Below are 22,022 nucleotides of genomic sequence, written 5' to 3'. Positions count from 1 at the left end.
GGCTCAAGTCGCCGGGCGGCCGCGGAGCATCCCGGCGATACCGAGGTCTTCGTCGAGCTCCGGCCAGTGAATGCCCATCGCCATGAGCTCGAAGTTTCCGCGCTGCCGCGCTGGCATCGCGGAGACGTGGGTACCATGCTAGCGGCGTCGCAATCTTGCGACCGTCCGCCAGGGTCACGACGAGTTCGTCGGCGGTGAAGGCAACCGAGACCGGCCTGATATCGCCGACATCAATTTCCAAAGTACTCATGCCATTTGCCTTCGAGGAGATCGCGTTGCGTTCTCAAGTGACGGATAATAGCGCCGATTTCATGGGCAGGAAATCCCGCGTTGACCGCTACTGATAGGTCGTGCAGCCAGCATTTGGCTTCGTAGTCGCCGGATCGGACATGGATATGCGGCGGCTCGTTGCGCTCGTTCGAGTAGAAGAACGCGCGGTAGGGTCCCCAGCGCAAAACGGTGGGCATTTGGCCTATCCCCCACAAACTCCTCGCGCCGGTAGCCCTGCGCGTACAACAGCGCGGTGAGATCGCCGTAGTCGATCCGCGCGGCGGCCGCGGCGGCCACCGCCGGCTTGGCGTGATAGGCGACGCCAAGGCCCGCCGCCTGGATCATGCCGAGGTCATTGGCGCCGTCGCCGGCCACCAGCGTATCGATCTCGTCGAGGTCGAAGGATTCGCGAAGCTCGATCAGCGTAGCCAGTTTGGCGGCGCGGCCGAGGATCGGCTCGGCAACCTCGCCGCTGAATTTGCCGTCCAGCACCTTCAACTCATTGGCGCGGTTTTCCTGGAAGCCGATCTTGGCCGCGACCGCATTGGTGAACAGCGTGAAGCCGCCGGAGATCAGGCAGGTCCAGGCCCCGTTGGCGCGCATGGTGGAAACCAGCTCGCGGCCTCCCGGTGTCGGCGTGATGCGCTTTGCCAGGACTTCATCGACCACGCTGACCGGCAGGTCCTTCAGGAGCGCGACACGCTCGCGCAGCGCCGGCTCGAACTCGATCTCGCCGCGCATCGCGCGCTCGGTGATGCCTGCGACATGCGCCTTCAGCCCGGCGAAATCGGCCAGCTCGTCGATGCATTCCTGGCCGATCATGGTGGAGTCCATGTCGGCGAGAAAAAGCTTCTTGCGCCTGAACGCGGCAGGCTGCACGACGATGTCGATCGGCAGGTCACCGCGCGCCTGTTGCAGGCGAGCTTCGATCGCTTTGATCTCGTCCGGGCTCTTGACCTGGCTGTCAAAGGGAATGTCGACTGCCACTTCGTCGAACAGCCATTGCGCCGTTCCCGGCGAGGGAGAACGGCCAGCGCGCCGTCGACGACGGTGGTGTCAAGCGCCGGGTTGGCCGGATTGCAGATGAGGGTGGCGACCAGGGACATGCAGGCGTATCAGCTAGATTGAGCAAGGCCGTGCTTATCGCAGGGCCGACCGCCAGCGGCAAGTCGGCCCTGGCGCTCGAATTGGCCCAAAAGACCGGCGGCGTCGTCATCAACACCGATTCGATGCAGGTCTACCGCGATCTCCGCATCATCACGGCGCGGCCGACGCCGGAGGAGGAGGCGCGCGTGCCGCACCGGCTCTACGGCCATGTCGACGCATCGGTCAATTTCTCGGCCGGAGCGTGGGTGACGGATGCTGGAAAGGTGCTCGCAGAGGCGCGCGCGGAAAAGCGGCTGCCGATCTTCGTCGGCGGCTCCGGCCTCTATTTCAAGGCGTTGACCCGCGGTCTCTCCGCCGTGCCGCCGATCCCCGCCGAGGTTCGCGATGCCGTTCGGACGCGGCTGGAACGCGACGGCGTCGAAGCGCTGCACACTGAACTGGCGCGGCGCGATTCCGTCTCCGCCGAGCGCCTGAAGCCGCGCGACCGCACCCGGATTGCCCGCGCCCTGGAAGTCGTGGAAGCCACCGGCCGCGCGCTGCCGGACTGGCATCGCGAGGGCCTGCCGCCGCTGTTGCCTCGGAGCGAGGTGTCGGCGCTGTTCCTGGCGCCTGAGCGTGAAAAACTATACGCGCGGATCGATGCGCGATTCGGCGCGATGCTGGCCGCCGGTGCGCTGGACGAGGTCGCAGCGCTCGCCGCCCGAAAGCTCGATCCCCTGCTGCCGGCGATGAAGGCCCATGGCGTGCCGGCGCTGATCCGGCACCTCGGGGGTGAAATCACGCGCGAGGAGGCCGCCGAAACCGGCCGCGCCGACACCCGCCATTATGCAAAACGGCAATTTACCTGGTTTCGGCATCAACTGCCGGAGTTCGAATGGGTGACGCCGGAGGCGGCGAGGGGGTGGGTTGGCACCGTCATTTCGGGGCGCATCGAAGATGCGAACCCGGAATCTCGAGATTCCGGGTCTGGTCCTTCGGACCATCCCGGAATGACGTCAGACTAACGACGCTCGCATGGCTGCACGCATAAAATTCCCCCTCGCCGAATGCCCGGAACACCGCTACACTGCCTAAATCGCGCCGAGAGCGTGCGTCCCTTGACTTCCGGGGGCCGAACGGTATAACCCGCGCAACCTTTGGGAAGTCCGAGCCGCAAAATGCGTAACATTATTACCAAAATCCTTATCGTCGTCGTACCCAGGCACACCGCCGGGGATGGCTAGCGGCCATCCAAATTCAGGCGGTGTGCATGGGGCCTCTCGGGCCCTTTTTTATTTCCCAAAACAGACAACCGAAAGAAGCCGCGCCGACAAGCGCATCCGGAGCAGACCATGACCGACAAGAGCAACGACTCCAATCAGATGACCGGCGCCGCGATGATCGTGCGCGCGCTCATCGATCACGGCGTCCAGCACATCTTCGGCTATCCCGGCGGCGCGGTGCTTCCGATCTATGACGAGATTTTCCAGCAGAGCGACGTCGAGCACATTTTGGTACGGCACGAGCAGGGCGCAGGCCATGCCGCCGAGGGCTACGCGCGCTCGACCGGCAAGCCGGGCGTGGTGCTGGTGACGTCAGGCCCAGGCGCCACCAACATGGTGACGCCGCTGACGGATGCGCTGATGGATTCGATCCCGCTGGTGTGCATCACCGGCCAGGTCCCCACCCATCTGATCGGCAACGACGCGTTCCAGGAATGCGACACTGTCGGCATCACCCGTCCCTGCACCAAGCACAACTGGCTGGTGCGCGACGTCAACGATCTGGCCAAGGTGCTGCACGAGGCGTTTTACGTTGCGACCACGGGCCGTCCCGGACCCGTCGTGGTCGACGTGCCCAAGGACGTGCAGTTTGCGGTCGGCACCTATCATCCGCCGCGCAAGTCCGACGTGCATGTGTCCTATACCCCGCGGGTGAAAGGCGATGCGGCACAGATCCGAAAAGCGGTGGCGCTATTGGCTGCCGCCAAGCGCCCGGTGATCTATTCCGGCGGCGGTGTCATCAATTCCGGACCCGAGGCGTCGAAGCTGTTGCGCGAGCTGGTCGAGGTCACCGGCTTTCCGATCACCTCGACACTGATGGGCCTCGGCGCCTATCCGGCCACGGGGAAGAACTGGCTCGGCATGCTGGGCATGCACGGCACCTACGAAGCCAACATGACGATGCATGGTTGCGACGTCATGCTGTGCGTCGGCGCCCGCTTCGACGACCGCATCACCGGCCGGACTGACGCGTTCTCGCCGGGTTCGAAGAAGATCCACATTGATATAGATCCTTCCTCGATCAACAAGAACATCCGCGTCGACGTGCCGATCATCGGCGACGCCGGCAATGCGCTCGGCGACCTGCTGCAGGTGTTCAGGGCGGAGGCGAAGAAGCCCGACATCAAGAGCTGGTGGCAGGAGATCGCCACCTGGCGCGCGCGCAATTCGCTCGCCTACAAGAAGAGCAACGACGTCATCCTGCCGCAATACGCCATTCAGAAGCTGTTCGAGGCGACGCGCGGCCATGACACCTACATCACCACCGAGGTCGGCCAGCACCAGATGTGGGCGGCGCAGTTCTTCGGTTTTGAGGAGCCGCATCGCTGGATGACGTCGGGAGGTCTCGGCACCATGGGCTATGGCCTGCCGGCAGCGCTCGGCGTGCAGGTCGCGCATCCCGACAGCCTCGTGATCGACATCGCCGGCGATGCCTCGGTGCAGATGACGATGCAGGAGATGTCGACGGCGGTTCAGTTTGAGCTGCCGATCAAGATCTTCATCCTGAACAACCAGTACATGGGCATGGTGCGGCAGTGGCAGCAGCTCCTGCATGGCAACCGGCTGTCGCATTCTTACTCCGAGGCGCTGCCGGATTTCGTCAAGCTCGCCGATGCGTTCGGCTGCGTCGGCATCCAGGCGATCAAGCCCGGCGATCTCGACGGTGCGCTCAAGGAGATGATCAAGGTCAAGCGTCCGGTGCTGTTCGATTGCCGCGTCGCCGCGCTGGAAAACTGCTTCCCGATGATTCCGTCCGGCAAGGCGCACAACGAAATGCTGCTGCCGGCGGAAGCAACCGATGAAGCCACCGCCGCGGCGTTTGCCGGCGGCAAGGCGCTGGTGTGAGGACGCGGGACAAAGATTCGGTATGAGGACGCGAGACAAAAATTCCGCTGTCGTCGCCCGGCTCGACCGGGCGATCCAGTACGCTGGGACGTCTCCGCTGATCTCGAGCGCCTCTGGAATACTGGATCCCCGCCTTCGCGGGGATGACAAAAAGAGAGAAGGTTGACGAGAACCCATGTTTGACCTCGCCGAGCTCGAACGCGCACATGAGATTGTGGGGCAGGCGGTGCCGCAAACGCCGGCGCATGCCTGGCCGCTTCTCAGCGAACGGCTGGGGACACGCGTCGTGGTCAAGCACGAGAACCACACGCCGATCGGCGCGTTCAAGGTGCGCGGTGGGCTGGTCTACCTCGACCGCCTGAAGCGGGAGCGGCCGAACATATCAGGGATCATTTCCGCCACCCGCGGCAATCACGGCCAGAGCCTCGCGTTCGCGGCTTCGCGCCACGGCGTGCCGGCGGTGATTTACGTGCCGAAGGGCAATTCGGTGGAGAAGAACCGCGCCATGCGCGCGTTCGGCGCCGAACTGGTCGAGCATGGCGAGGATTTTCAGGCGGCCGCCGAAGAAGCCCAGCGCCGTGCCCAGTTCGCCGGCCTTCATATGGTGCCGTCGTTCCATCCGGATCTGGTGCTCGGCGTCGCGACCTACGCGCTCGAACTGTTCCGGACGGCGCCCGATCTCGACATTCTCTATGTGCCGATCGGGCAGGGCTCGGGCATCTCCGGCTGCATCATGGCGCGCGATCTGCTCGGGCTGAAAACCGAAATCGTCGGCGTGCAGTCGACCGAAGCGCCGTCCTACGCACTGTCGTTTGCGGCTGGCACGGTGGTGACCACCGAAACCAGCAACACGCTGGCGGACGGCATGGCGACGCGCATTCCCGATCCGGATGCATTCGCCATCATCCGCAAGGGCGCCGCGCGCATGGTGCAGGTGACCGACGACGAGGTCGCAGCCGCCGTCCGCGCCTACTGGACCGACACGCACAACCTCGCCGAAGGCGCCGGCGCAGCCCCGCTGGCCGCCGCGCTGCAGGAAAAGCAGAAGCTCGCCGGCAAGCGGGTCGGACTGATCCTGAGCGGCGGCAATATCGATTTCGATCTGTTTCGAAAATGGATCGGCACCGATGCCGCTACAGCCGCCCAACGGGCGATGGTGTGACGAGAGGACATGTAAGGGGACCTCAATGAACCAGCCCGCATCCGCCTACTTCCTGGAAGAGCGCCACGATCCCAACGAGACGCATACGCTCTCGGTGCTGGTGCAGAACGAGCCCGGCGTGCTCGCGCGCGTGATCGGCCTGTTTTCGGGGCGCGGCTACAACATCGAAAGTCTCACCGTCTCCGAGACCGAGAGCCACAAACATCTCTCGCGCATCACCATCGTCACGACGGGCACGCCGACGGTGATCGAGCAGATCAAGCACCAACTCGACCGCATGATCCCGGTCTACCGCGTCGTCGACATGACGATTACCGGCCGCTCGATCGAGCGGGAACTCGCCATGGTGAAGGTGCGTGGCCGCGGCGACAGCCGGGTCGAGGCGCTGCGGTTGGCGGACGCATTCCGTGCCCGCGTGATCGACGCCACGACCGAGAGTTTTGTGTTCGAGATCACAGGCAATTCATCCAAGATCAGCCAATTTATCGACCTGATGCGTCCACTCGGCCTTGTCGAGGTGTCGCGCACTGGCGTTGCCGCGATCGGGCGCGGGCCTGAGGGGATGTGAACATGCTGGCGCGGGACTGGTATTACACTCAAAGGCGGCGGCTCGGGCTCGATTCGGCGGTCGCCTCGATCTACGACCGGCACGACGACAGCGACGAGCGCGCACGGGCTGCGCTCACCATGCTCGGCGTGCAGCGCGGCTGGCGCGTGGCCGATATCGGTTGCGGCAACGGTGTACTGGCCTGCGAAGCGGCGTTGATGGGGGCCGAGGTCGACGCAATAGATATTTCGCCGGCGATGCTGGCGCTCGCCAATATCCAGGCCCGCGACCGCAAGGTAGCGATCCGCACCCAGCCGGCAGGCCTATTGAGCTTTGCCTACCAGCCGGATTCCTACGACCTGATCGTCAGCGAATTCACGCTGCACCATCTGCCGGACTTCTGGAAGGCGGTGGCGCTGGCAAGGATCTATGCCGCGCTGAAGCCCGGCGCGAATTTCTACCTGCGCGACATTGTATTCGTCAGCATGCCCGACGGCACCGAGCGCGATGTCGAGCAGTGGGCCGATTTCACCATCAAGAACCACGATTTCCAGCGCGAAGGCGTGGTCACCCATATGCGCGACGAGTACTCGACCTTCGGCTGGGTGATCGAGCGCATGCTGACCGATATCGGCTTCACGCTGGAATCGGTCGACTACCACGCGCCGCTGCACGGCACTTATATCCTGCGCAAACCAAAGCCGGATCAACAGAGCTAGAAAAAAATGAAACCGGCCGATGTTTGCATCGCCGTGCTGGTAGCGGTGATCTGGGGGCTTGCTTTCGTGGCCAGCCGGATCGCGCTCGACGAGTTTTCGCCGGAATTGATGACGACGCTGCGCTTTTCCATCGCGGCCTTGCCCTGCCTGTTCGTGGCGCGGCCCAAGGTTTCCTGGACGGTGCTGGTCGCGATCAGCTTCACGCTGTTCCTCGGCCAGTTTCTCGCGCAGGCCTTTGCCATTGCGCGCGGCGTTCCAGTCGGTCTCTCCAGCGTGATCGTGCAGAGCCAGGCGCTGTTCACGATCGGCTTTGCCGCGCTGTTGTTTCGCGAGCGGCCGAGCGCGGGGCAGACGGTCGGCATTGCTGTCGCCACCGCAGGCCTGCTGATGATCTGCGGCACCGTCGGCTACGATTTCAGCGTCAGCGCCTTCGCAATATTGATGATCTCGCCGCTCAGCTTCGCGGCCGGCAACCTGCTGCTGCGGCATGCGCAGGGCGTGCCGATGTTCGACCTGTTCGCGTGGCTGTGTCTGGTTGCCGCGGTTCCGCTGTTTGCGCTGACGCTGGTCAGCAACGGCCCGCAGCCGACCTGGTATGCGCTGACCCACATGTCGCTGACCGGCCTGATGTGCATGATCGGCCTGGGTGGTATCTCAACCAGTATCGCCTACTGGCTGTGGGGCCGGCTGCTGCGGGATTATCCGGCGGCGCAGGTTGTGCCGTTCGCGCTGTTGGTGCCGTTCGTTGGTTCCGCTGCATCGACCGTCGTGTTCGGCGAAACCTTTGGGCCGCTACGGCTTGCCGGCATGGTCACCGTGGTCGGCGGCATCGCCGTCATGTTGCTGTCCAAACCTACCAAGGCTTCAGAAAAACAAGTTCTGCCAAAGATCGCATGAGGCCCCCATGTCGCAATCGCTGCTGATCGCCTTCATCATGTTCGCCACCGTGATGTTCTTCACGCCGGGGCCGAACAACATCATGCTGCTGTCGTCGGGGCTCACCTACGGCTTTCGCCCAACCATCCCGCACATCATGGGAATCACGGTCGGTTTTGCCTTCATGGTCGGCGCGGTTGGTCTCGGGCTCGGGACCATCTTCATCGCCTATCCGGTGCTGCAGACCATCCTGAAATATGCCGGCGTGGCCTACCTGATCTATCTGGCCTGGGCGATTGCGATGTCCGAGCCGCCGTCCGCGGATCAGGACAAGCGTCGCGAAGGCCGCCCGATGACGTTCTGGGGCGCGGCGATGTTCCAGTGGGTCAACGCCAAGGGCTGGGTCATGGTAATCGGCACCATCACCGCTTATGCGGCGATCGCCGCCTATCCCTGGAATATCGCGATCCAGGTCGGCTTAAGCCTGCTCCTGGGCATCCTGTCCTGCACTGCCTGGGCCCTGTTCGGGACCGCGCTGCGGCCGATCCTGACCTCCCGCCGGGCGGTGCGCGCCTTCAATATCGTGATGGCGGTGCTGCTCCTGGCTTCGCTCTACCCGGTCTTCATGGACGCATGATGCCGCGCCGCGCCATGCATAAACGGATTTCCCCTTCGAGGGAAAATGCTCTAGACAACGCCGGAAATTCGCGGGCGACCGGCGGTCCCACCTGTCCAAATGCCTGATTAACCGGCCCTTTTTGGCCATCGATTGAGGAAACGACCATGCGTGTTTATTACGATCGCGACGCCGACCTGAACCTGATCAAGGGCAAAAAGGTCGTCATCGTCGGCTATGGCAGCCAGGGCCACGCCCATGCGCTGAACCTGAAGGACTCTGGCGTCAAGGAAGTGGCGATTGCGCTCCGCAAGGGCTCGGCCTCTGCCAAGAAGGCGGAAGCGGCTGGCTTCAAGGTGATGGAAGTGGCCGAGGCCGCCAAATGGGCCGACCTCGTGATGATGCTGACCCCGGACGAACTGCAGGGCGACATCTACCGCGAGCACCTGCACGACAACATGAAGAAGGGCGCGGCGCTCGTATTCGCGCACGGCCTCAACGTCCATTTCAACCTGCTCGATCCCCGCGCCGACCTCGACGTGCTGATGATCGCCCCGAAGGGCCCCGGCCATACCGTGCGCTCGGAATATCAGCGCGGCGGCGGCGTGCCCTGCCTGATCGCGATCGCCAAGGACGTCTCCGGCAATGCCCATGACCTGGGCTTGAGCTATGCCTCGGCGATCGGCGGCGGCCGCGCCGGCATCATCGAGACCACCTTCAAGGAAGAGTGCGAGACCGACCTGTTCGGCGAGCAGGTGGTGCTCTGCGGCGGCCTGGTCGAACTGATCAAGGGCGGCTACGAGACGCTGGTCGAAGCCGGCTACGCGCCGGAGATGGCCTATTTCGAGTGCCTGCACGAGGTGAAGCTGATCGTCGACCTGATCTATGAAGGCGGCATCGCCAACATGAACTACTCGATCTCCAACACCGCCGAGTACGGCGAATACGTCACCGGCCCGCGCATCGTCACCGACGAGACCAAGAAGGAGATGAAGCGGGTGCTCAACGACATCCAGTCCGGCAAGTTCGCCCGCGACTGGATGCTGGAGAACAAGGTCAACCAGACCTCGTTCAAGGCGACCCGCGCCAAGCTCGCCCAGCACCCGATCGAGGAAGTCGGCGCCAAGCTCCGCGACATGATGCCGTGGATCAAGAAAGGCGCGCTGGTCGACAAGACCAAGAACTGAGTGCCTGACCCTCATGCTGAGGAGGCGCGCAAGCGCTGTCTCAACCATGAGGCCACAAGCGGCCTTTCATCCTTCGAGGCGCCTGCTTCGCAGGCTCCTAAGGAGGAGGGGCTGGTACTTAAACACCAAATCTTAAAACTTACTCGGCTATATCCGGCGAGATCGCAACAGCGGTCTCGCCGTTTCTTGAAGGATCGATGCTTCAAGCACATCCTTCACTGCGCAGCACCGAGCGCACCAGCAGAACCCAAACGAAGAACTGACGCTTCATCCACATTCTTCGGCAGGGCGCAGCTCAACAATTACATTAGCGACGGAAACGTCAGCGTTTACCGAGTCGAAGCACCGTTGCTTAATGTGCATTCTCGTCCGTCAAACGAGATAGCGTTCGCTAGATAGCAGTGCCAGCGGCGACTTTCGCCATTGCGAACATTTCATGTGCCGGATCAGCCGGCCCTCACACGGTCTCCCAAAGCTACCAACGTTCCGTCACCGGAACGCACCGCAGTCTCCAACCTAGCGTGGCTTTTATTTGGCGGGGAAGTCGACGCCGCGTAGCGTCACGATCGCCATCGCGCATGGCGTCTCCGTCCCGTCGGCCAGCGACGCCACGTCGACATGCGCCACGCCAATCGTGCTTCCGACCTGGATTGCGCGGGCGCGCGCGATCAGCGACTCCCCCTTTGCCGGGGCCAGATAGCTGACTTGGAGGTTGACGGTCACCGCGAACCGGCCGGGCGGCATGGCCGTGGTGACCGCCCCGCCGCCGGCATGGTCCGCCAGCCCGGCGATGACGCCCCCATGAAAGAAGCCGTTCGCCTGCACGAGACCATCGCCTTTCGTGAGCGACATCACGACATGGCCGGGTTCCGCGTGCTCGACCCTGGTGCCGACGGCCTTGGTATAGCCGGGCGCATAGGTGACCCGTTCGACCAGTTCGCGGATCGCATCGTACGCAGATATCTGCGGTTTCGGATGATCCATCGATCCTCTCCCGGCTGCATTGACCGGCGCCATGCTCGGACCAGCGAGAGGCTTAGGCAATCGCGATTGCTCTGATATCGAGCTATAGATATCCTCTATGGATGGACTTCAAGCAGATCAGGTATTTCGTGGCTGTCGCCGAAGCGGGCAGCTTCAGCGCCGGCGCGCGCCGTGCCTTCGTCACGCAGCCGACGCTGTCGGCCGCGATAGCCTCCCTTGAAGCCGAGCTGGGATCTGCACTGCTGGAGCGTCATGCGCGTGGCGTGAAGCTCACGCCGAGGGGCGAAGAGGTGCTGGAGACCTCGCGGGCGATTTTGCGCCAGGCTGAACGGCTCAAGGCGGCGTCCGGCGGCAGGCCGTCGGGCAGGCCGCTGCGGCTTGGAATTCTGCCGACGATTGCGCCGGCATTCGTGGCGCAATGCATTGAGCGGTTGCGGGCAATCGAGCCGGGGCGGTCGTGGCGGACCGAAGATGCGCCCCTCGCCAAGCTGCGGCAGCGGCTTGCCAATGGCCGCTACGATGTCGTCCTGACGGCGCTCGGATCGGCCGCACGCGGCCACCGGCAGTTGGAATTGGCGGCGGATCGGCAGGCGCTGGCCGTTTCGGCGCGTTCATTTCCGCGCGGGCCAGTCTCGCCTGAGATACTGGCGGGCCAGCCCCTGATCGTGCGCATACATTGCGAGCAATTGCAGTCGGCGTCGCGCATTCTCGATGCCTGGAAGGTGCGGCCGAAGGTCGTCGCCGAGACGGACAGCGATGCGCGGGCGCTCGCGATGGTGGCGGCGGGTCTCGGCTTCTGTCTGATGCCGGATAGTTTCGAGCATCCCGAGGTGCGGATGCTTCGCCCCGAGGGTGTCGATTTACCCCGGCGGCTCGGCTTTGAATGGGTCCGAGGCGGCGCCGACGGCTGGCTGGATCGCGCGCTGTATGGCCGGTGACCGGTTCGGACCGTGCGCGCGCCGCGACCACGGCGCACAGGCAAGACCCAATTCGACCGCTCAATGCGTCCGGATGATCGGTTCTTTCTCGATCTTGTTGTGCAACTGCCAGAAGCGGACGGTGCGCTGGGCCGTCTCCATCGACAGCTTGCGGAAATCGCGTTGCGCGATCTCCAGCGTCTGCTCGCTGATCGGAGGCTTGACCGGCCGGTTGCGCAGGATCGACTCGACCGTCGGCCAATTCAGCCGCGCCGAGCGGCAGGGAATCAGGATCAGGTCGGCGCGCGGCCCTTCCATCAGCTTCGCCGTCATTTCGATCGGCATGTCGTTGAGGACGGCAAGTGCGACCGTCACTTCGTCGAACTTGTTCGTTTCAGCGAATTTGTACACCGCCGCATCGTCGAGCTCGTTCAGCCCCTTCATCAGCTTCACGAGCTCCTCGGCAACGCCGAAGCTGCGGCTCGGAGGCGGTGCCTCGCGCGCGACCTCGTTCAGGACCCGCTTGATCTCTTCCTGGAGCGCGGGCGGCGCGATGGCCAAAAGCCGGGCGCGAACCGCGTCCTTGGCGCGGCGCAGCAGGTCCGCAATGAACTTTGCCGGGAAATCGGCGCGAAGGCCGAGGATTTCGACCAGTTCGTCGTCGGCGCCGGCGCGGGCGACGATGGTGGAATAGCCCTGGTCGGAAAACTTGGCGCCGGCATTGTTGGCGAGCTTTGCGGATCACCTGGCCTTCGCCGCGGTCGACGATGACGTCGGTCACTGCCGCGGGCAGTTCGGCGCGGCCGGAAATGGCGAGCAGGTGATCCTGTCCTTTGCTGCTGGCGATCTCGACCAGCACATCGGTGCCGAGCCGGCTGGAATGGGCCAGCACGTTGCCGGCGACCTCGATCTCGTCGTCCCAGGCGAGGTGGTGGATGACTTCGAACGGAGCGTAGTCGAGCGGCGCCAGCCGCTTGGAAAGTTCGGCCTTCGCCCGCGTCTCGACGCGCGCGATCAGGAGGCAGAGCACGTCGTCGAAGACCTTGACCTGGTCGTCGCTGAGGCGTTCTCCGTCATGGAGGAAGAGATCGGTGACCTGCCGCAGGGTCTCCACCCGCTTGGCGGATGAACCGCCTCTGACGGCATCTTCAAGTTCGGCAATGATCGAGTGCGCCGGCTGTTGCACCATTGTGGGCAGCCTGTCTGTTGTTGAAGGGTTCGCGCCCACAATGGCCAACCGAGCCTTACACCTGCGTTAAAGGCGGGGACCCAGTAGAATACAGATCGACTGCATCTGAATTGGGCAATGCATCGGCCGCTTGTCGCGGACAGACGCACGCCGAAGCAGGGCCTGCGCATTGCAAATTCTGCGTTCCGAATTGCTTTACCAATCCGATCGGGACGTATGCCGCGATTTCGCGCGATAAATCGCCGATGTTGAGCCGGATCGGCCATCTGCCGCCGCTTCCGGTATTCCGGTCCGGCTGCTATCCTCACCAAACCGTTCCCGGGAAATTCGAATAGCAATCTGCCGAACAAGACGCCGTCAAGGCTGGCTGCACCCCGCGGAGGAGGCCCATGGAGCCGGCGCTTAAGCATTCCTTCACGACGAACTTCATTAAACCTCTTACAAGGGCTTAGGTCATGAGATCTGTTGTCATCACCGGCGCGTCCACCGGCATCGGCTGGGCCAGTGCGAAGCTCTTGCTCGACCGCGGCTTCCGCGTGTTCGGCAGCGTGCGCAAGCAGGCCGATGCCGACCGCCTCAAGCGTGAGTTCGGGACGAACTTCACGCCGCTGATCTTCGATGTCACCGATGAAGCGGCGGTGCTGGCGGCGGCGCGCGAGGTCCGGGGCGCCCTCAGCGGCGAAACGCTCGCCGGCCTCGTCAACAATGCCGGCATTGCGGTCGCAGGTCCCGTGCTCGAACTCGCCGCCGACGAATTCCGTCGCCAGATGGAGGTCAATTTCATCGGCCCGATCATTGCGACCCAGGCATTCGGGCCGCTGCTCGGCCTCCGATCCTGCCCTGAAGGGGCCGAAGGGGCGGATCGTGATGATCTCCTCGGTCGCCGGCAGGAACGGCAATCCGCTGACCTCGGCCTATTCCGCCTCCAAGCACGCCATCGAGGGGCTGTCGGAGAGCCTGCGCCGCGAACTGATGCTGTTCGGGATCGACGTCATCATCATTGCGCCGGGCGCGGTCAAGACGCCGATCTGGAGCAAGGCCGAAGAGGTCGATATCTCCGCCTACAAAAACTCGCCGTATTTCCCGGCGCTGGAGAAAATCCGCGCCTTCATGTTGCAGCTCGGTGCGAACGGATTGCCGGCCGAGATGATCGCCGAGAAGGTGTTCGAAGCGTTGACGCGGCCCAATCCCAAGGTGCGCTATGTCATCGCGCCGGATCCGATGCGGCAGTTCATGGCGGCGGTGTTGCCCAAGCGCACCCTCGACCGGATCGTCGCCAAGCGCCTCGGGCTGACGCCGCAAAGATGAGCAAAGGCACCGGCCACCAGTGACGACGGGAAAGAACAGAGCCGAGCTGACGCAAATCGCCGACGCGGCGCTTCGCAGCCAACCGGGATGCGAAACGGCGTCCGTCCCCGCCGTGCGCGCGCTTCCCAATATCCGCGAGGGGCGGAACTGGGAAATCCCCAACGTCGTTCTCGGCGACAGCCTGATCAGCGACGTCGACCGCGCCGTCATGTCAGTGCACCGCCGGCTCGGACGGAAGTTTTACCTGAAGGACGACTAGCCCGCCCGTGCCGGCGCCTGGGCACGCGGCGCCATCGCGATCATCCGCAGCGCGAACACCGCCACGAGTGGAATGAGGAACAGCGCGTAGAGCGGCATGTCGGGAATCCGCTTGCCGAACGACACCATGAACTGGAACAGCAGGTAGTAGCCGCCCACGAGATGCAGCCGGCGCCAGGCGCGTGCGCCGATCGCCGCGGCCGTGCGGTCGAACGAGGTCGCGGCCATCGCGACGATGAAGGCATAGCCAATGCCGCCGAAAATGTAGGACGCGATCGAGGTCGCCGCGGCATAGCCTACCGGGTCCATCACGGCGAAGGCCAAGATGGCGACTGCATGGATGGCGTGCGAGGCTGCAAAGCTGACGCCGACATAGCGGCGATTGCGGCGCAGCCACCGCGTCGAGGCGTTCGGCCATAACAGCGCCAGGGCGGCGGCCGAGAAGGCGAGGCAGAACAGCAACAGCGAGGTGCGCGCGGTGAAGCGGATCACCATCCGCACGCCGTCGACCTCGAAGCCGCGCATGCCGGCGATCCAGATGCTCATGGCCAGCAGCGTCAGCGCGAGCAGGGCGAACAGCCGCCAGCCTTCGAACCATTTTTGATGTGTCGGCATGTTTTGCTCCCCGGCCGCTGATGTAATCACCAGTTACATTGGCTGTACGGATCAGGTCAATCCGTGTAATCAATGCTTACATTCACGACCTGGTGATGGTAGGAGAGGGCATGCGGCCGTCAGCCAAGCCTTCCGTCGCAAAATCCTCCACCGCCAAGCCGCGCCGCCGCGCCGCGCGTGCGGCCGCGCCAAGACCCTATCACCATGGCGACCTCCGGCGCGTCCTGATCGACGCCGCGCTGCAACTGGTTGGCGAGGGCGGGGCGGAGGCGGTCAGCGTCCGGGAGGCCGCCCGCCGGGCCGGCGTATCGCCGGGGGCGCCGTTCCGGCATTTTCCAAGCCGCGACGCCCTGATCCAGGCGGTGGCGGAAGAGGCACAGCGGCGGTTCCGGGCCGAGATCGAGACAGCGCTTGCCGCGGCACCGGCCGGTAATCCGCTGGGCCGCTTTCGCTGCCTCGGGCTCGCGTATCTGCGCTGGGCGATGCGCAACCCAACCCATTTCGAAATCATTTCCAGCCGCCGCTTGTTCGATCACGACCAGGCGGCCGCCATCTCCAGCGACAATGCCGAACTGATCGCGCTGACCGAGCAAACGCTGGCCGAAGCCTTTGCGGCGGGCCAGCTCCGCAGCGCCGACCTCAAGCAGGTTCAGATCGCCGGCCGGGCGCTGGTCTATGGTTTTGCCCGGATGAATATCGACGGCCATTTTCCGCGCTGGGGCGTGGCCGGCCCCGAGGCCGAGCGGACCGCCGAGGCGGTGCTGGATCTTTTTATCGAGGGGATAGCCAGCCGGCCACGGCCGGCCTGATCATGGCGCTCAACGGCCGTACGACTGCCGGCAAACGTCCGCCCGAGGGCAAATTCATTGCCTGTTCATGACGATTCCACTACGTTTTTGTGACGCGGCTCAGGTTCCGGATGGGTCGTGCGTCTCCTGGTCGTCGCCAGCCAAGGCTTTGCATTGCGCCGGGTCATGTTGCGTTCCCCCATGGCGCCCGCGCCAAATCCAGGGCCCTCCGCTACCACCCTTGCCGCCGGGCTTGCCGCGATCGGTTTCTGGCGCCTTTCCGCCGTTGCTGCACCGCACATATCGGCGCTGGCGCTCCTGCTGCACACCGAAACCGATTTCGGCGGCCGCATGGGCTTTGCGCTGGCCTGGGGCGTCCTGAACTTCTTCTTCATTGCGCTGTTGCGGCGTCCGGCGCTGTCGGGCGCGCTGTCGCTCACGCTGGTCGTGGTCCTGGTGCTGCTGTCGCGGCTCAAGCACGACGTGGTGCAAATGACCGCGAACTTCGTCGACCTGATGGTGATCGACCGCGACACCGCGGCGTATCTGTTCACGATCTTTCCGAACTTGCGCTGGAGCGTGGTCGGCGCATCCCTTGTCATCCTGCCGCTGATGTATGCGCTGTGGTGGCTCGATCCGTTCCGCATCCGCCGCCTGCCGGCCAGTGCCGGCCTGCTGGCCTGTCTCGCAAGCCTGGCCGGTTATTCCGCTGTCTGGCCCGATGAAGCCTGGCGCGGCTATTACGACGACGGCTATCTCTCCAAATTCGCCCGCTCGGGCGTGACCGCGGTTTCCGACTTCGTCAATTACGGCTTTATGGAATCGGAAGCCGTGATCGCCGAGCGGCTGAAGGTGCCGCTGGTCGATTCCTGTCATGTGGCCGGTCGCCGCCCGCACATCATCATGATCCATGACGAGTCGAGCTTCGACATCCGCCAGGCCGCCGGCGTCAAGGTGCCGCCGGGCTATGGCAGCCATTTCAAGTCCTTTGACGGCCGCGAGCGCAAGTTCATGGCCGAGAGCAGCGGCGGCGCAAGCTGGATGGCCGAGTACAACGTGCTCGCCGGCCTGTCGTCGCGGTCGTTCGGCCGCTTCTCCTATTTCGTCACCCGCATCGCCTCGGGCCGGGTCGAGCGCGGATTGCCGCTGGCGCTGCGCCGCTGTGGCTACAACACCATCTCGCTCTACCCGGCCTACGGCGCCTTCATGGGCGCGCGTGGCTTCCAGACCTCCACCGGCATCCAGCACTTTTATGACGCACGCGCGCTCGGCGCGAAGGGCATCGAGCCCGACAGCTTCTTCTACGACAAGGCCGTGAATCTGATCGCCGAGCAGCCGGCCAACACGCCGCTGTTCACGTTCGTCTATCTCGCCGCCAACCATTTCCCCTGGCAAACCAAATTCCGCCCCGACCTGCTGCCGTCCTGGCGCGCGCCCGGCAACGAGCCCGTCGTCGACGAATATCTGCGCCGCCAGACATTGAGCGCCGGGGATTATGCGGCGTTCATCGCCAGCCTGAAAAAGAAATTCCCGGCGCAGCCATTCCTGATCGTCCGCTACGGCGACCATCAGCCGGAATTTTCCTCGAACCTGCTCGATCCCGGCCTGGATGAAGCCAGGGTCGCCCACAAGTTCGATACCCACGACCCGCGCTACTTCACCACCTATTACGCGATCGACGCCGTCAACTTCGAGCCGGTGAAGAGTTCCGCGATCATGGACACGATCGACGCGCCGTATCTGCCGCTGGTGATCCAGGAGGCCGCCGGCATTCCGCTCGACCCCTCGTTCAAGGAGCAAAAGAACATCATGCTCCGCTGCAAGGGTGTATTCTATGCCTGCAAGGATGGCGCCGAGGCGCGCAGGTTCAACCGGTTATTGATCGACGCAGGATTCATCAAAGGGCTCTAGAGACGAGACATGTCGGCCGGCGCTGAACGGGGAATGAGCGAAAGCATCCGCGCGGAATCGCGCGGCGCCCGGTTCTTTGTTCCGGCTGGCCTGATTATCGCCGTCCATCTGGCGGGGCTCGTGGTCCTGCTCACCAGCGAATACGGGCCGTTTGCGATCACGCTGGCCATGCTGGCGTGGGTTTTCGTGAACTGCTTCCTGCTGCTCGTGCTGCAGCGGCCCGGCATCTGTGCAGCGATTGCAGTGACGCTCATCGTGATCCTGATCGAGCTGTCACGCTTCAAATTCGGCATCCTGCAGCTCACCCTGACGTTCCTCGACTTCCTGATCGTCGACCGTGATACGTTTTCGTTTCTGCTCTCGGTGTTTCCGCGATTGCAGACGCAGTTGATCATGGCGGGGATCGTTGCCGTGCCGCTGTTGTGGCTGGTCTGGCGTTTCGATCCGTTCCGGGTGCGGCGACGCCTGGCGTTGATCGGTCTGGCCGCCAGCATTGCATCGATATCGGCGATGTCGGTCGCATGTCCCGAGCAGCCGTGGGAACCGTTCCAGGGCATCAACCACATTTCCAGTCTCGCGCGCTCGGGCGTGGTGGCGGTGTCGCGGCTGGCTTCGACGGGATGGATCGACGCCGATCCGCCGGCAACCGCCCCGCTTCGCCTCGGACGGGAAGCGCACGCCGCCGGCCTTTCGGCGCTGCCGCCTGACGCGGCCTGCGATGCCGACGCAAAGCGGCCGCACATTATCATGCTGCTCGACGAGTCGAGCTTCGACATCACGTCCGCACCAGGCATCAAGGTGCCGGCGGGATATGCCGACTACTTCAAGTCCATCGACGGCAAGCAGCGCACCATGATGGCGGAGGCAACCGGCGGTCCGACCTGGTACACCGAGTTCAACGTGCTGACGGGCCTCTCGGCGCGGTCGTTCGGCGATCTCAAGTTCTACGTGACGAGGATAACCGCGGGTCGCGTGACCCGTGGACTGCCACAGGCGCTGCGGAACTGCGGGTACAAGACCTTCTCGCTCTATCCGACCTACGGCAACTTCCTTGGCGCGCGCACCTTCCAGAAGGGAGCCGGCGTCGGCCATTTCGTCGACATGGCGGATATGGGCGTGAACCAGGACATGCAGCCCGACAAGTTCTATTTCGATCAGGCGCTAAAGGTGTTTGCGCGCGAGCAGCCTCAGCAGGCGCCGGTCTTCATGTTCGTCTACCTCACGGCCAACCATTTTCCCTGGACCGACGTCTACCGGCCCGATCTGACGCCGCCGGGCTGGACGCCGCCGGGCAACACGGCGGAGGTCGATGAATACATTCGCCGCCAGACCATGACGGCCAACGACTATCGCGAATTCACCGCGCGGCTGAAGCGCGACTATCCGGACCAGTCATTCCTGGTGCTGCGTTTCGGCGATCACCAGCCGGCGATCTCGCAAAAGATGCTGGAGCCCGGGATCGATCAGGCGACGCTGGCGAAACGGGTGATGGCCGCCGATCCACGCTACTTCTCCACCTACTATGCTATCGACGGCATCAACTATCAGCCGCGCAACCTGTCATCGGCACTCGAAACGCTCGACGCGGCGTACATCCCCCTCGTGCTGCAGGAAGCCGCCGGCATCCCGCTCGATCCGACCTTTGCAGAGCAGAAGAGCATCATGCTCCGCTGCAAGGGAGCCTTCTATGACTGCAGGAAAGGCGCGGAGGCGCGCCGGTTCAACCGGCTTCTGATCGACGCCGGCATGATCAAGGGGCTTTGACGTTCGCCGTTATGGCGAGGTCTCGTAGGGTGGCAAAGCCACCGGGTCGCGCAAATGCGCGCCCGATGACAGGCTCCGCGTCCCCACCATCTATTCGCCGAACGAGCCGCGCATATTACGCAAATCTCCTCCCCAATCCGCGGCGAGCAACCCCCGTTGCACACAGCAATGACAGCGAGTCACCTCTTCCCCACCTTCTCCCACAGCCACTGCGCTACCGCATCCGGTGAACTCGCGGCGTCGTTGCCGGATGCGCGCAGGTTTGCTTCGCGCATGGTGGCGATGTCGATCCTGCCGAGCAGCGGGGCCAGCGCCTTGCGCAAGGCCTCGTCACTGGCGCGCTTCGGCGCGAGCAGCACGATCGCATCATAGGGCGGGATTGCGTGCCTGGGATCGCCGAGCACCACCAGATCGTATTTCGCGATCAGCCCGTCGCTGGTGTAGCCGGCGATGACGTCGACTTCGCCGGAGGCGACCGCCGCATACATGAAGTCCGGCTGCATCTGACGTTGGCCGCGGAACGACAGGCCGTAGGCCCTGCGTAGCGCGGCCCATTCGGGCCGCGAGAAGAATTCATAGTCGCCGGCGATCGACATGTTTGCGGCGCGCAAGGCGAGATCGGCGACGGTGCGGATACCCAACTGCTCGGCGCGCTTGCGCGGCATCACCAGTGCATAGGCGTTCTCGAAACCGAGTTCGCCGAGCAGTGTGATGTTCTGCTTCGCTAGTATCGTCTTCAGCTCGGCCACGAGCTCCTGACGCGGCTTGATGTCGGTGCGGTGAAACTGGTTGGCCCACAGCGTGCCGGAATAGTCGATGTAGAAGTCGATATCATCAGCCGCCAACGCTTCGAAGATCACGTTGGAGCCGAGACCTTCGCGCGTCGTTGCCGAAAGCCCAGTCTCCTTCAGCCGCTGCGACATCAAGGCCGACAGGACGTACTGCTCGGCAAAAGTCTTGGCTCCGATGATGTAGTTCGTCTGCGGCCGCACCAGGTTAGGCGTCAGCGTGGCTGCGACGAGCGCCGCAATGCCGACGCTGCCCAGTGTCGCGCGAAAACGGCTGCGGTTGCGCAAGCCGCCTTCGATCAGCGCCAGCAACTGATCGACCGCGAGCGCCAGCACCGCGGCGGCCAGGCAGCCGAACAGCACGAACACCCAGTTCTGGGTCTGCAGCCCTGCAAAGATGTAATTGCCGAGGCTGGTCTGGCCGATCGGCGTTGACAGCGTCGCGGTGCCGATCACCCAGACGGCCGAAGTTCGGATGCCTGCCATCATCACCGGCAGCGCCAGCGGCAATTCCACCGTGAACAGCGATTGCCGCGGCGTCATGCCGACGCCCTGCGCCGCTTCCAGGATTGCAGCGTCGACGCCCTGCAGCCCGGTGATGGTGTTGCGCAGCACCGGCAGCATCGAATAGAGCGCCAGCGCCAGCACCGCGGGCAAAAATCCGAACGCGGAAAAACTGACGCCGAACCATGACAGCGACAACGCCGCGAGCGCCAGGAGCAGCGGATAGAATAGCGCCAGCAGCGCCAGCCCCGGCACCGTCTGCACGATGCTGGCAAGCCCGAGCAGCCCGCCGCGCATCACCGGCCGATGGCGTGCGATGATCGCGAGCGGCAGGCTGACGAGTAACCCCAGCACCAGCGCGGCGACGCTGACGCGGACGTGGTTGCCGAGATAATCGGGCAAATGGCCCAGCGCCTCGCCCCAGCGCGGATCGGCGAAGATGCTCATGCCGCACCCTCGCGAGGAAGCAATGCACTCAGCCGCTCGGCCTGCCGCCGTGGGGTGCGCAGGAGTTCGCCGACGTAAGCGTCGTCGGATTTGGAAAGCTCGGCCGGCGTGCCCTGCGCCAACAGCCGCCCGTCGCACATGATCGCGATGCGATCGGCGAGCAGGATCGCTTCCGTCATGTCATGCGTGATCATGACGGTGGTCAGGCCAAGTTTCTTGTGCAACTCGCGAAAATCGTCGCCGAGCGCGTCGCGGGTCAAGGGGTCGAGCGCGCCGAACGGCTCGTCCATCAGCATGATGCGCGGGCGTGCGGCGAGCGCCCGCGCCACGCCGACGCGCTGGCGCTGGCCGCCGGAGAGTTCATGCGGCAGCCGGTCGCGATATGGCGTGCGGTCGAGCCTGACAAGTTCGAGCAGTTCATCCACCCGCACGGAAATCTCGGCAGGCCGCGTGCCAAGCAGCTTTGGCGTGATGCCGATATTGCCGGCGACGGTCAGATGCGGAAACAACCCGCCGCTCTGAAAGACATAGCCGATCCGCCGCCGCAACAGGATCGGATCGACGTTGCGGACATCCTCGCCTTCGACCGTGATGGTGCCAGAGTCAGCCTCGATCAGGCGATTGGCGAGCCGCAATAGCGTGGTCTTGCCCGAGCCGGAGCCACCGACGATGGCGAGGAGTTCGCCCTCGGCGACGTCGAGCGAGACGTCGTCGACGGCCACCACGCGGCCGGCGTCGAACGTCTTGCCGACATGCGCATAGGCGATCAGTGGCGTGGCGGGCATTCGGCGCGGTCCCAACCTTGGCGGTTCCTGAAGGGTATAGTGATAGCCGATAAATGGCCCGGTCGCGAATGTGGGACTTCAAGTCCCCCATTGTTGTGAAGCAATTGGTTCGAGATGGTCGACGGTTTGCCCGGTCCCCTATCTTCAAACTGACAGGATTTTCAGCAATACGG

19 protein-coding genes and 4 pseudogenes are annotated in these 22,022 nt (G+C 64.0%); 14 read left to right on the top strand and 9 right to left on the bottom strand.

Annotation, left to right across the window (positions count from 1 at the left end; translation table 11 throughout):
- Positions 1-3 precede the first annotated feature (3 nt).
- From ACFXS9_RS26195 to serB, 3 genes and pseudogenes are all read right to left on the bottom strand, one after another.
- A pseudogene (locus ACFXS9_RS26195) lies at positions 4-250 on the bottom strand (DUF2442 domain-containing protein).
- Positions 231-467 carry a DUF4160 domain-containing protein gene (locus tag ACFXS9_RS26190; protein ID WP_392693602.1) on the bottom strand — a complete coding sequence of 79 codons (237 nt, stop codon included), beginning with the start codon at positions 465-467 and terminating at the stop codon, positions 231-233. Before ACFXS9_RS26190 ends, ACFXS9_RS26195 begins: the two are co-directional and overlap by 20 nt.
- A 13-nt stretch (positions 468-480) precedes the next feature.
- Positions 481-1,376: pseudogene (serB, locus tag ACFXS9_RS26185) on the bottom strand (phosphoserine phosphatase SerB); the annotation flags it as partial.
- An 18-nt stretch (positions 1,377-1,394) separates the two neighbouring features.
- On the opposite strand from serB, the gene miaA reads away from it, so the two are divergent.
- The 8 genes from miaA (at position 1,395) to ilvC (ending at position 9,591) form a co-directional block, all read left to right on the top strand.
- The gene (gene miaA, locus ACFXS9_RS26180) at positions 1,395-2,381 is read left to right on the top strand and encodes a tRNA (adenosine(37)-N6)-dimethylallyltransferase MiaA (protein WP_392693599.1); all 987 of its coding nucleotides are present in this window, start codon (positions 1,395-1,397) and stop codon (positions 2,379-2,381) included.
- 327 nt (positions 2,382-2,708) lie between these two features.
- Entirely contained in the window at positions 2,709-4,484 is a 1,776-nt protein-coding gene (locus ACFXS9_RS26175; protein WP_392693596.1) for an acetolactate synthase 3 large subunit, read from the top strand.
- Positions 4,485-4,659: 175 nt separating this feature from the next.
- Positions 4,660-5,646: a threonine dehydratase gene (locus ACFXS9_RS26170; RefSeq protein WP_392693594.1), complete on the top strand. Its 987-nt coding sequence runs from the start codon at positions 4,660-4,662 to the stop codon at positions 5,644-5,646.
- Between the two features lie 25 nt (positions 5,647-5,671).
- The gene (gene ilvN / locus ACFXS9_RS26165) at positions 5,672-6,214 is read left to right on the top strand and encodes an acetolactate synthase small subunit (protein ID WP_392693591.1); all 543 of its coding nucleotides are present in this window, start codon (positions 5,672-5,674) and stop codon (positions 6,212-6,214) included.
- Between the two features lie 2 nt (positions 6,215-6,216).
- On the top strand, positions 6,217-6,912 hold the full coding sequence (locus ACFXS9_RS26160) for a class I SAM-dependent methyltransferase (protein WP_392693588.1): 696 nt from the start codon (positions 6,217-6,219) through the stop codon (positions 6,910-6,912).
- Between the two features lie 6 nt (positions 6,913-6,918).
- A complete protein-coding gene (locus ACFXS9_RS26155; protein WP_392693585.1) occupies positions 6,919-7,809 on the top strand; it encodes an EamA family transporter in 891 nt (296 codons plus the stop codon).
- A gap of 7 nt (positions 7,810-7,816) precedes the next feature.
- Positions 7,817-8,425 carry a LysE family translocator gene (locus tag ACFXS9_RS26150; RefSeq protein WP_392693582.1) on the top strand — a complete coding sequence of 203 codons (609 nt, stop codon included), beginning with the start codon at positions 7,817-7,819 and terminating at the stop codon, positions 8,423-8,425.
- A gap of 146 nt (positions 8,426-8,571) precedes the next feature.
- Entirely contained in the window at positions 8,572-9,591 is a 1,020-nt protein-coding gene (ilvC, locus tag ACFXS9_RS26145) for a ketol-acid reductoisomerase (protein WP_213287708.1), read from the top strand.
- Between the two features lie 528 nt (positions 9,592-10,119).
- On the opposite strand, the gene ACFXS9_RS26140 is transcribed toward ilvC, so the two are convergent.
- Complete coding sequence (locus ACFXS9_RS26140; RefSeq protein ID WP_392693580.1) at positions 10,120-10,575, bottom strand: PaaI family thioesterase; 456 nt, start codon at positions 10,573-10,575, stop codon at positions 10,120-10,122.
- Positions 10,576-10,676: 101 nt separating this feature from the next.
- Between ACFXS9_RS26140 and ACFXS9_RS26135 the strand changes: the two genes are divergently transcribed.
- Positions 10,677-11,513: a LysR family transcriptional regulator gene (locus tag ACFXS9_RS26135; RefSeq protein ID WP_392693578.1), complete on the top strand. Its 837-nt coding sequence runs from the start codon at positions 10,677-10,679 to the stop codon at positions 11,511-11,513.
- Between the two features lie 60 nt (positions 11,514-11,573).
- Here ACFXS9_RS26135 and ACFXS9_RS26130 read toward each other — a convergent pair whose 3' ends face one another.
- Both ACFXS9_RS26130 and ACFXS9_RS26125 read right to left on the bottom strand, forming a co-directional pair.
- Positions 11,574-12,176 carry a DUF2336 domain-containing protein gene (locus tag ACFXS9_RS26130; RefSeq protein ID WP_392700016.1) on the bottom strand — a complete coding sequence of 201 codons (603 nt, stop codon included), beginning with the start codon at positions 12,174-12,176 and terminating at the stop codon, positions 11,574-11,576.
- A gap of 115 nt (positions 12,177-12,291) precedes the next feature.
- Positions 12,292-12,681 (bottom strand): annotated as a pseudogene (locus tag ACFXS9_RS26125) (DUF2336 domain-containing protein); the annotation flags it as partial.
- Between the two features lie 455 nt (positions 12,682-13,136).
- On the opposite strand from ACFXS9_RS26125, the pseudogene ACFXS9_RS26120 reads away from it, so the two are divergent.
- Together ACFXS9_RS26120 and ACFXS9_RS26115 are read left to right on the top strand one after the other, a co-directional pair.
- Positions 13,137-13,989: pseudogene (locus ACFXS9_RS26120) on the top strand (SDR family oxidoreductase).
- A 19-nt stretch (positions 13,990-14,008) separates the two neighbouring features.
- Positions 14,009-14,248, top strand: a complete 240-nt coding sequence (locus tag ACFXS9_RS26115; protein WP_392693576.1) for a hypothetical protein — start codon at positions 14,009-14,011, stop codon at positions 14,246-14,248.
- On the opposite strand, the gene ACFXS9_RS26110 is transcribed toward ACFXS9_RS26115, so the two are convergent.
- Positions 14,245-14,862, bottom strand: coding sequence for a hypothetical protein (locus ACFXS9_RS26110; protein WP_392693573.1), 618 nt, complete (start codon positions 14,860-14,862; stop codon positions 14,245-14,247). The genes ACFXS9_RS26115 and ACFXS9_RS26110 overlap by 4 nt on opposite strands.
- 110 nt (positions 14,863-14,972) lie before the next feature.
- On the opposite strand from ACFXS9_RS26110, the gene ACFXS9_RS26105 reads away from it, so the two are divergent.
- From ACFXS9_RS26105 to ACFXS9_RS26095, 3 genes are all read left to right on the top strand, one after another.
- Positions 14,973-15,671 (top strand): TetR/AcrR family transcriptional regulator, encoded by a 699-nt coding sequence (locus ACFXS9_RS26105; RefSeq protein WP_392693571.1) that lies wholly within the window; start codon positions 14,973-14,975, stop codon positions 15,669-15,671.
- 180 nt (positions 15,672-15,851) lie between these two features.
- On the top strand, positions 15,852-17,561 hold the full coding sequence (locus tag ACFXS9_RS26100; protein ID WP_392700014.1) for a sulfatase-like hydrolase/transferase: 1,710 nt from the start codon (positions 15,852-15,854) through the stop codon (positions 17,559-17,561).
- Positions 17,562-17,594: 33 nt separating this feature from the next.
- Positions 17,595-19,325, top strand: a complete 1,731-nt coding sequence (locus ACFXS9_RS26095) for a sulfatase-like hydrolase/transferase (RefSeq protein WP_392693568.1) — start codon at positions 17,595-17,597, stop codon at positions 19,323-19,325.
- Positions 19,326-19,504: 179 nt separating this feature from the next.
- On the opposite strand, the gene ACFXS9_RS26090 is transcribed toward ACFXS9_RS26095, so the two are convergent.
- On the bottom strand, positions 19,505-21,064 hold the full coding sequence (locus ACFXS9_RS26090) for an ABC transporter permease/substrate-binding protein (protein ID WP_392693566.1): 1,560 nt from the start codon (positions 21,062-21,064) through the stop codon (positions 19,505-19,507).
- Positions 21,061-21,849, bottom strand: a complete 789-nt coding sequence (locus ACFXS9_RS26085; RefSeq protein WP_392693563.1) for an ATP-binding cassette domain-containing protein — start codon at positions 21,847-21,849, stop codon at positions 21,061-21,063. Before ACFXS9_RS26085 ends, ACFXS9_RS26090 begins: the two co-directional genes overlap by 4 nt.
- Between the last annotated feature and the right edge of the window lie 173 nt (positions 21,850-22,022).

Origin of the sequence: Bradyrhizobium sp. RDI18 (genome assembly GCF_043203335.1) — a bacterium.
Taxonomy (GTDB): domain Bacteria; phylum Pseudomonadota; class Alphaproteobacteria; order Rhizobiales; family Xanthobacteraceae; genus Bradyrhizobium; species Bradyrhizobium retamae.
This window is presented reverse-complemented; position numbering and strand designations above follow the sequence as displayed.

What these genes read in the sequence shown, in the direction of transcription:
- ACFXS9_RS26140 (WP_392693580.1), bottom strand. Translation starts at nt 10,575, where the DNA reads ATGGATCATCCGAAACCGCAGATATCTGCGTACGATGCGATCCGCGAA.
- ACFXS9_RS26090 (WP_392693566.1), bottom strand. Translation starts at nt 21,064, where the DNA reads ATGAGCATCTTCGCCGATCCGCGCTGGGGCGAGGCGCTGGGCCATTTG.
- ACFXS9_RS26170 (WP_392693594.1), top strand. Translation starts at nt 4,660, where the DNA reads ATGTTTGACCTCGCCGAGCTCGAACGCGCACATGAGATTGTGGGGCAG.
- ACFXS9_RS26100 (WP_392700014.1), top strand. Translation starts at nt 15,852, where the DNA reads ATGGCGCCCGCGCCAAATCCAGGGCCCTCCGCTACCACCCTTGCCGCC.
- ACFXS9_RS26095 (WP_392693568.1), top strand. Translation starts at nt 17,595, where the DNA reads ATGAGCGAAAGCATCCGCGCGGAATCGCGCGGCGCCCGGTTCTTTGTT.
- ACFXS9_RS26190 (WP_392693602.1), bottom strand. Translation starts at nt 467, where the DNA reads ATGCCCACCGTTTTGCGCTGGGGACCCTACCGCGCGTTCTTCTACTCG.
- ACFXS9_RS26085 (WP_392693563.1), bottom strand. Translation starts at nt 21,849, where the DNA reads ATGCCCGCCACGCCACTGATCGCCTATGCGCATGTCGGCAAGACGTTC.
- ACFXS9_RS26110 (WP_392693573.1), bottom strand. Translation starts at nt 14,862, where the DNA reads ATGCCGACACATCAAAAATGGTTCGAAGGCTGGCGGCTGTTCGCCCTG.
- ACFXS9_RS26105 (WP_392693571.1), top strand. Translation starts at nt 14,973, where the DNA reads ATGCGGCCGTCAGCCAAGCCTTCCGTCGCAAAATCCTCCACCGCCAAG.
- ACFXS9_RS26155 (WP_392693585.1), top strand. Translation starts at nt 6,919, where the DNA reads ATGAAACCGGCCGATGTTTGCATCGCCGTGCTGGTAGCGGTGATCTGG.
- ilvC (WP_213287708.1), top strand. Translation starts at nt 8,572, where the DNA reads ATGCGTGTTTATTACGATCGCGACGCCGACCTGAACCTGATCAAGGGC.
- ACFXS9_RS26175 (WP_392693596.1), top strand. Translation starts at nt 2,709, where the DNA reads ATGACCGACAAGAGCAACGACTCCAATCAGATGACCGGCGCCGCGATG.
- ACFXS9_RS26150 (WP_392693582.1), top strand. Translation starts at nt 7,817, where the DNA reads ATGTCGCAATCGCTGCTGATCGCCTTCATCATGTTCGCCACCGTGATG.
- ACFXS9_RS26160 (WP_392693588.1), top strand. Translation starts at nt 6,217, where the DNA reads ATGCTGGCGCGGGACTGGTATTACACTCAAAGGCGGCGGCTCGGGCTC.
- ilvN (WP_392693591.1), top strand. Translation starts at nt 5,672, where the DNA reads ATGAACCAGCCCGCATCCGCCTACTTCCTGGAAGAGCGCCACGATCCC.
- ACFXS9_RS26135 (WP_392693578.1), top strand. Translation starts at nt 10,677, where the DNA reads ATGGACTTCAAGCAGATCAGGTATTTCGTGGCTGTCGCCGAAGCGGGC.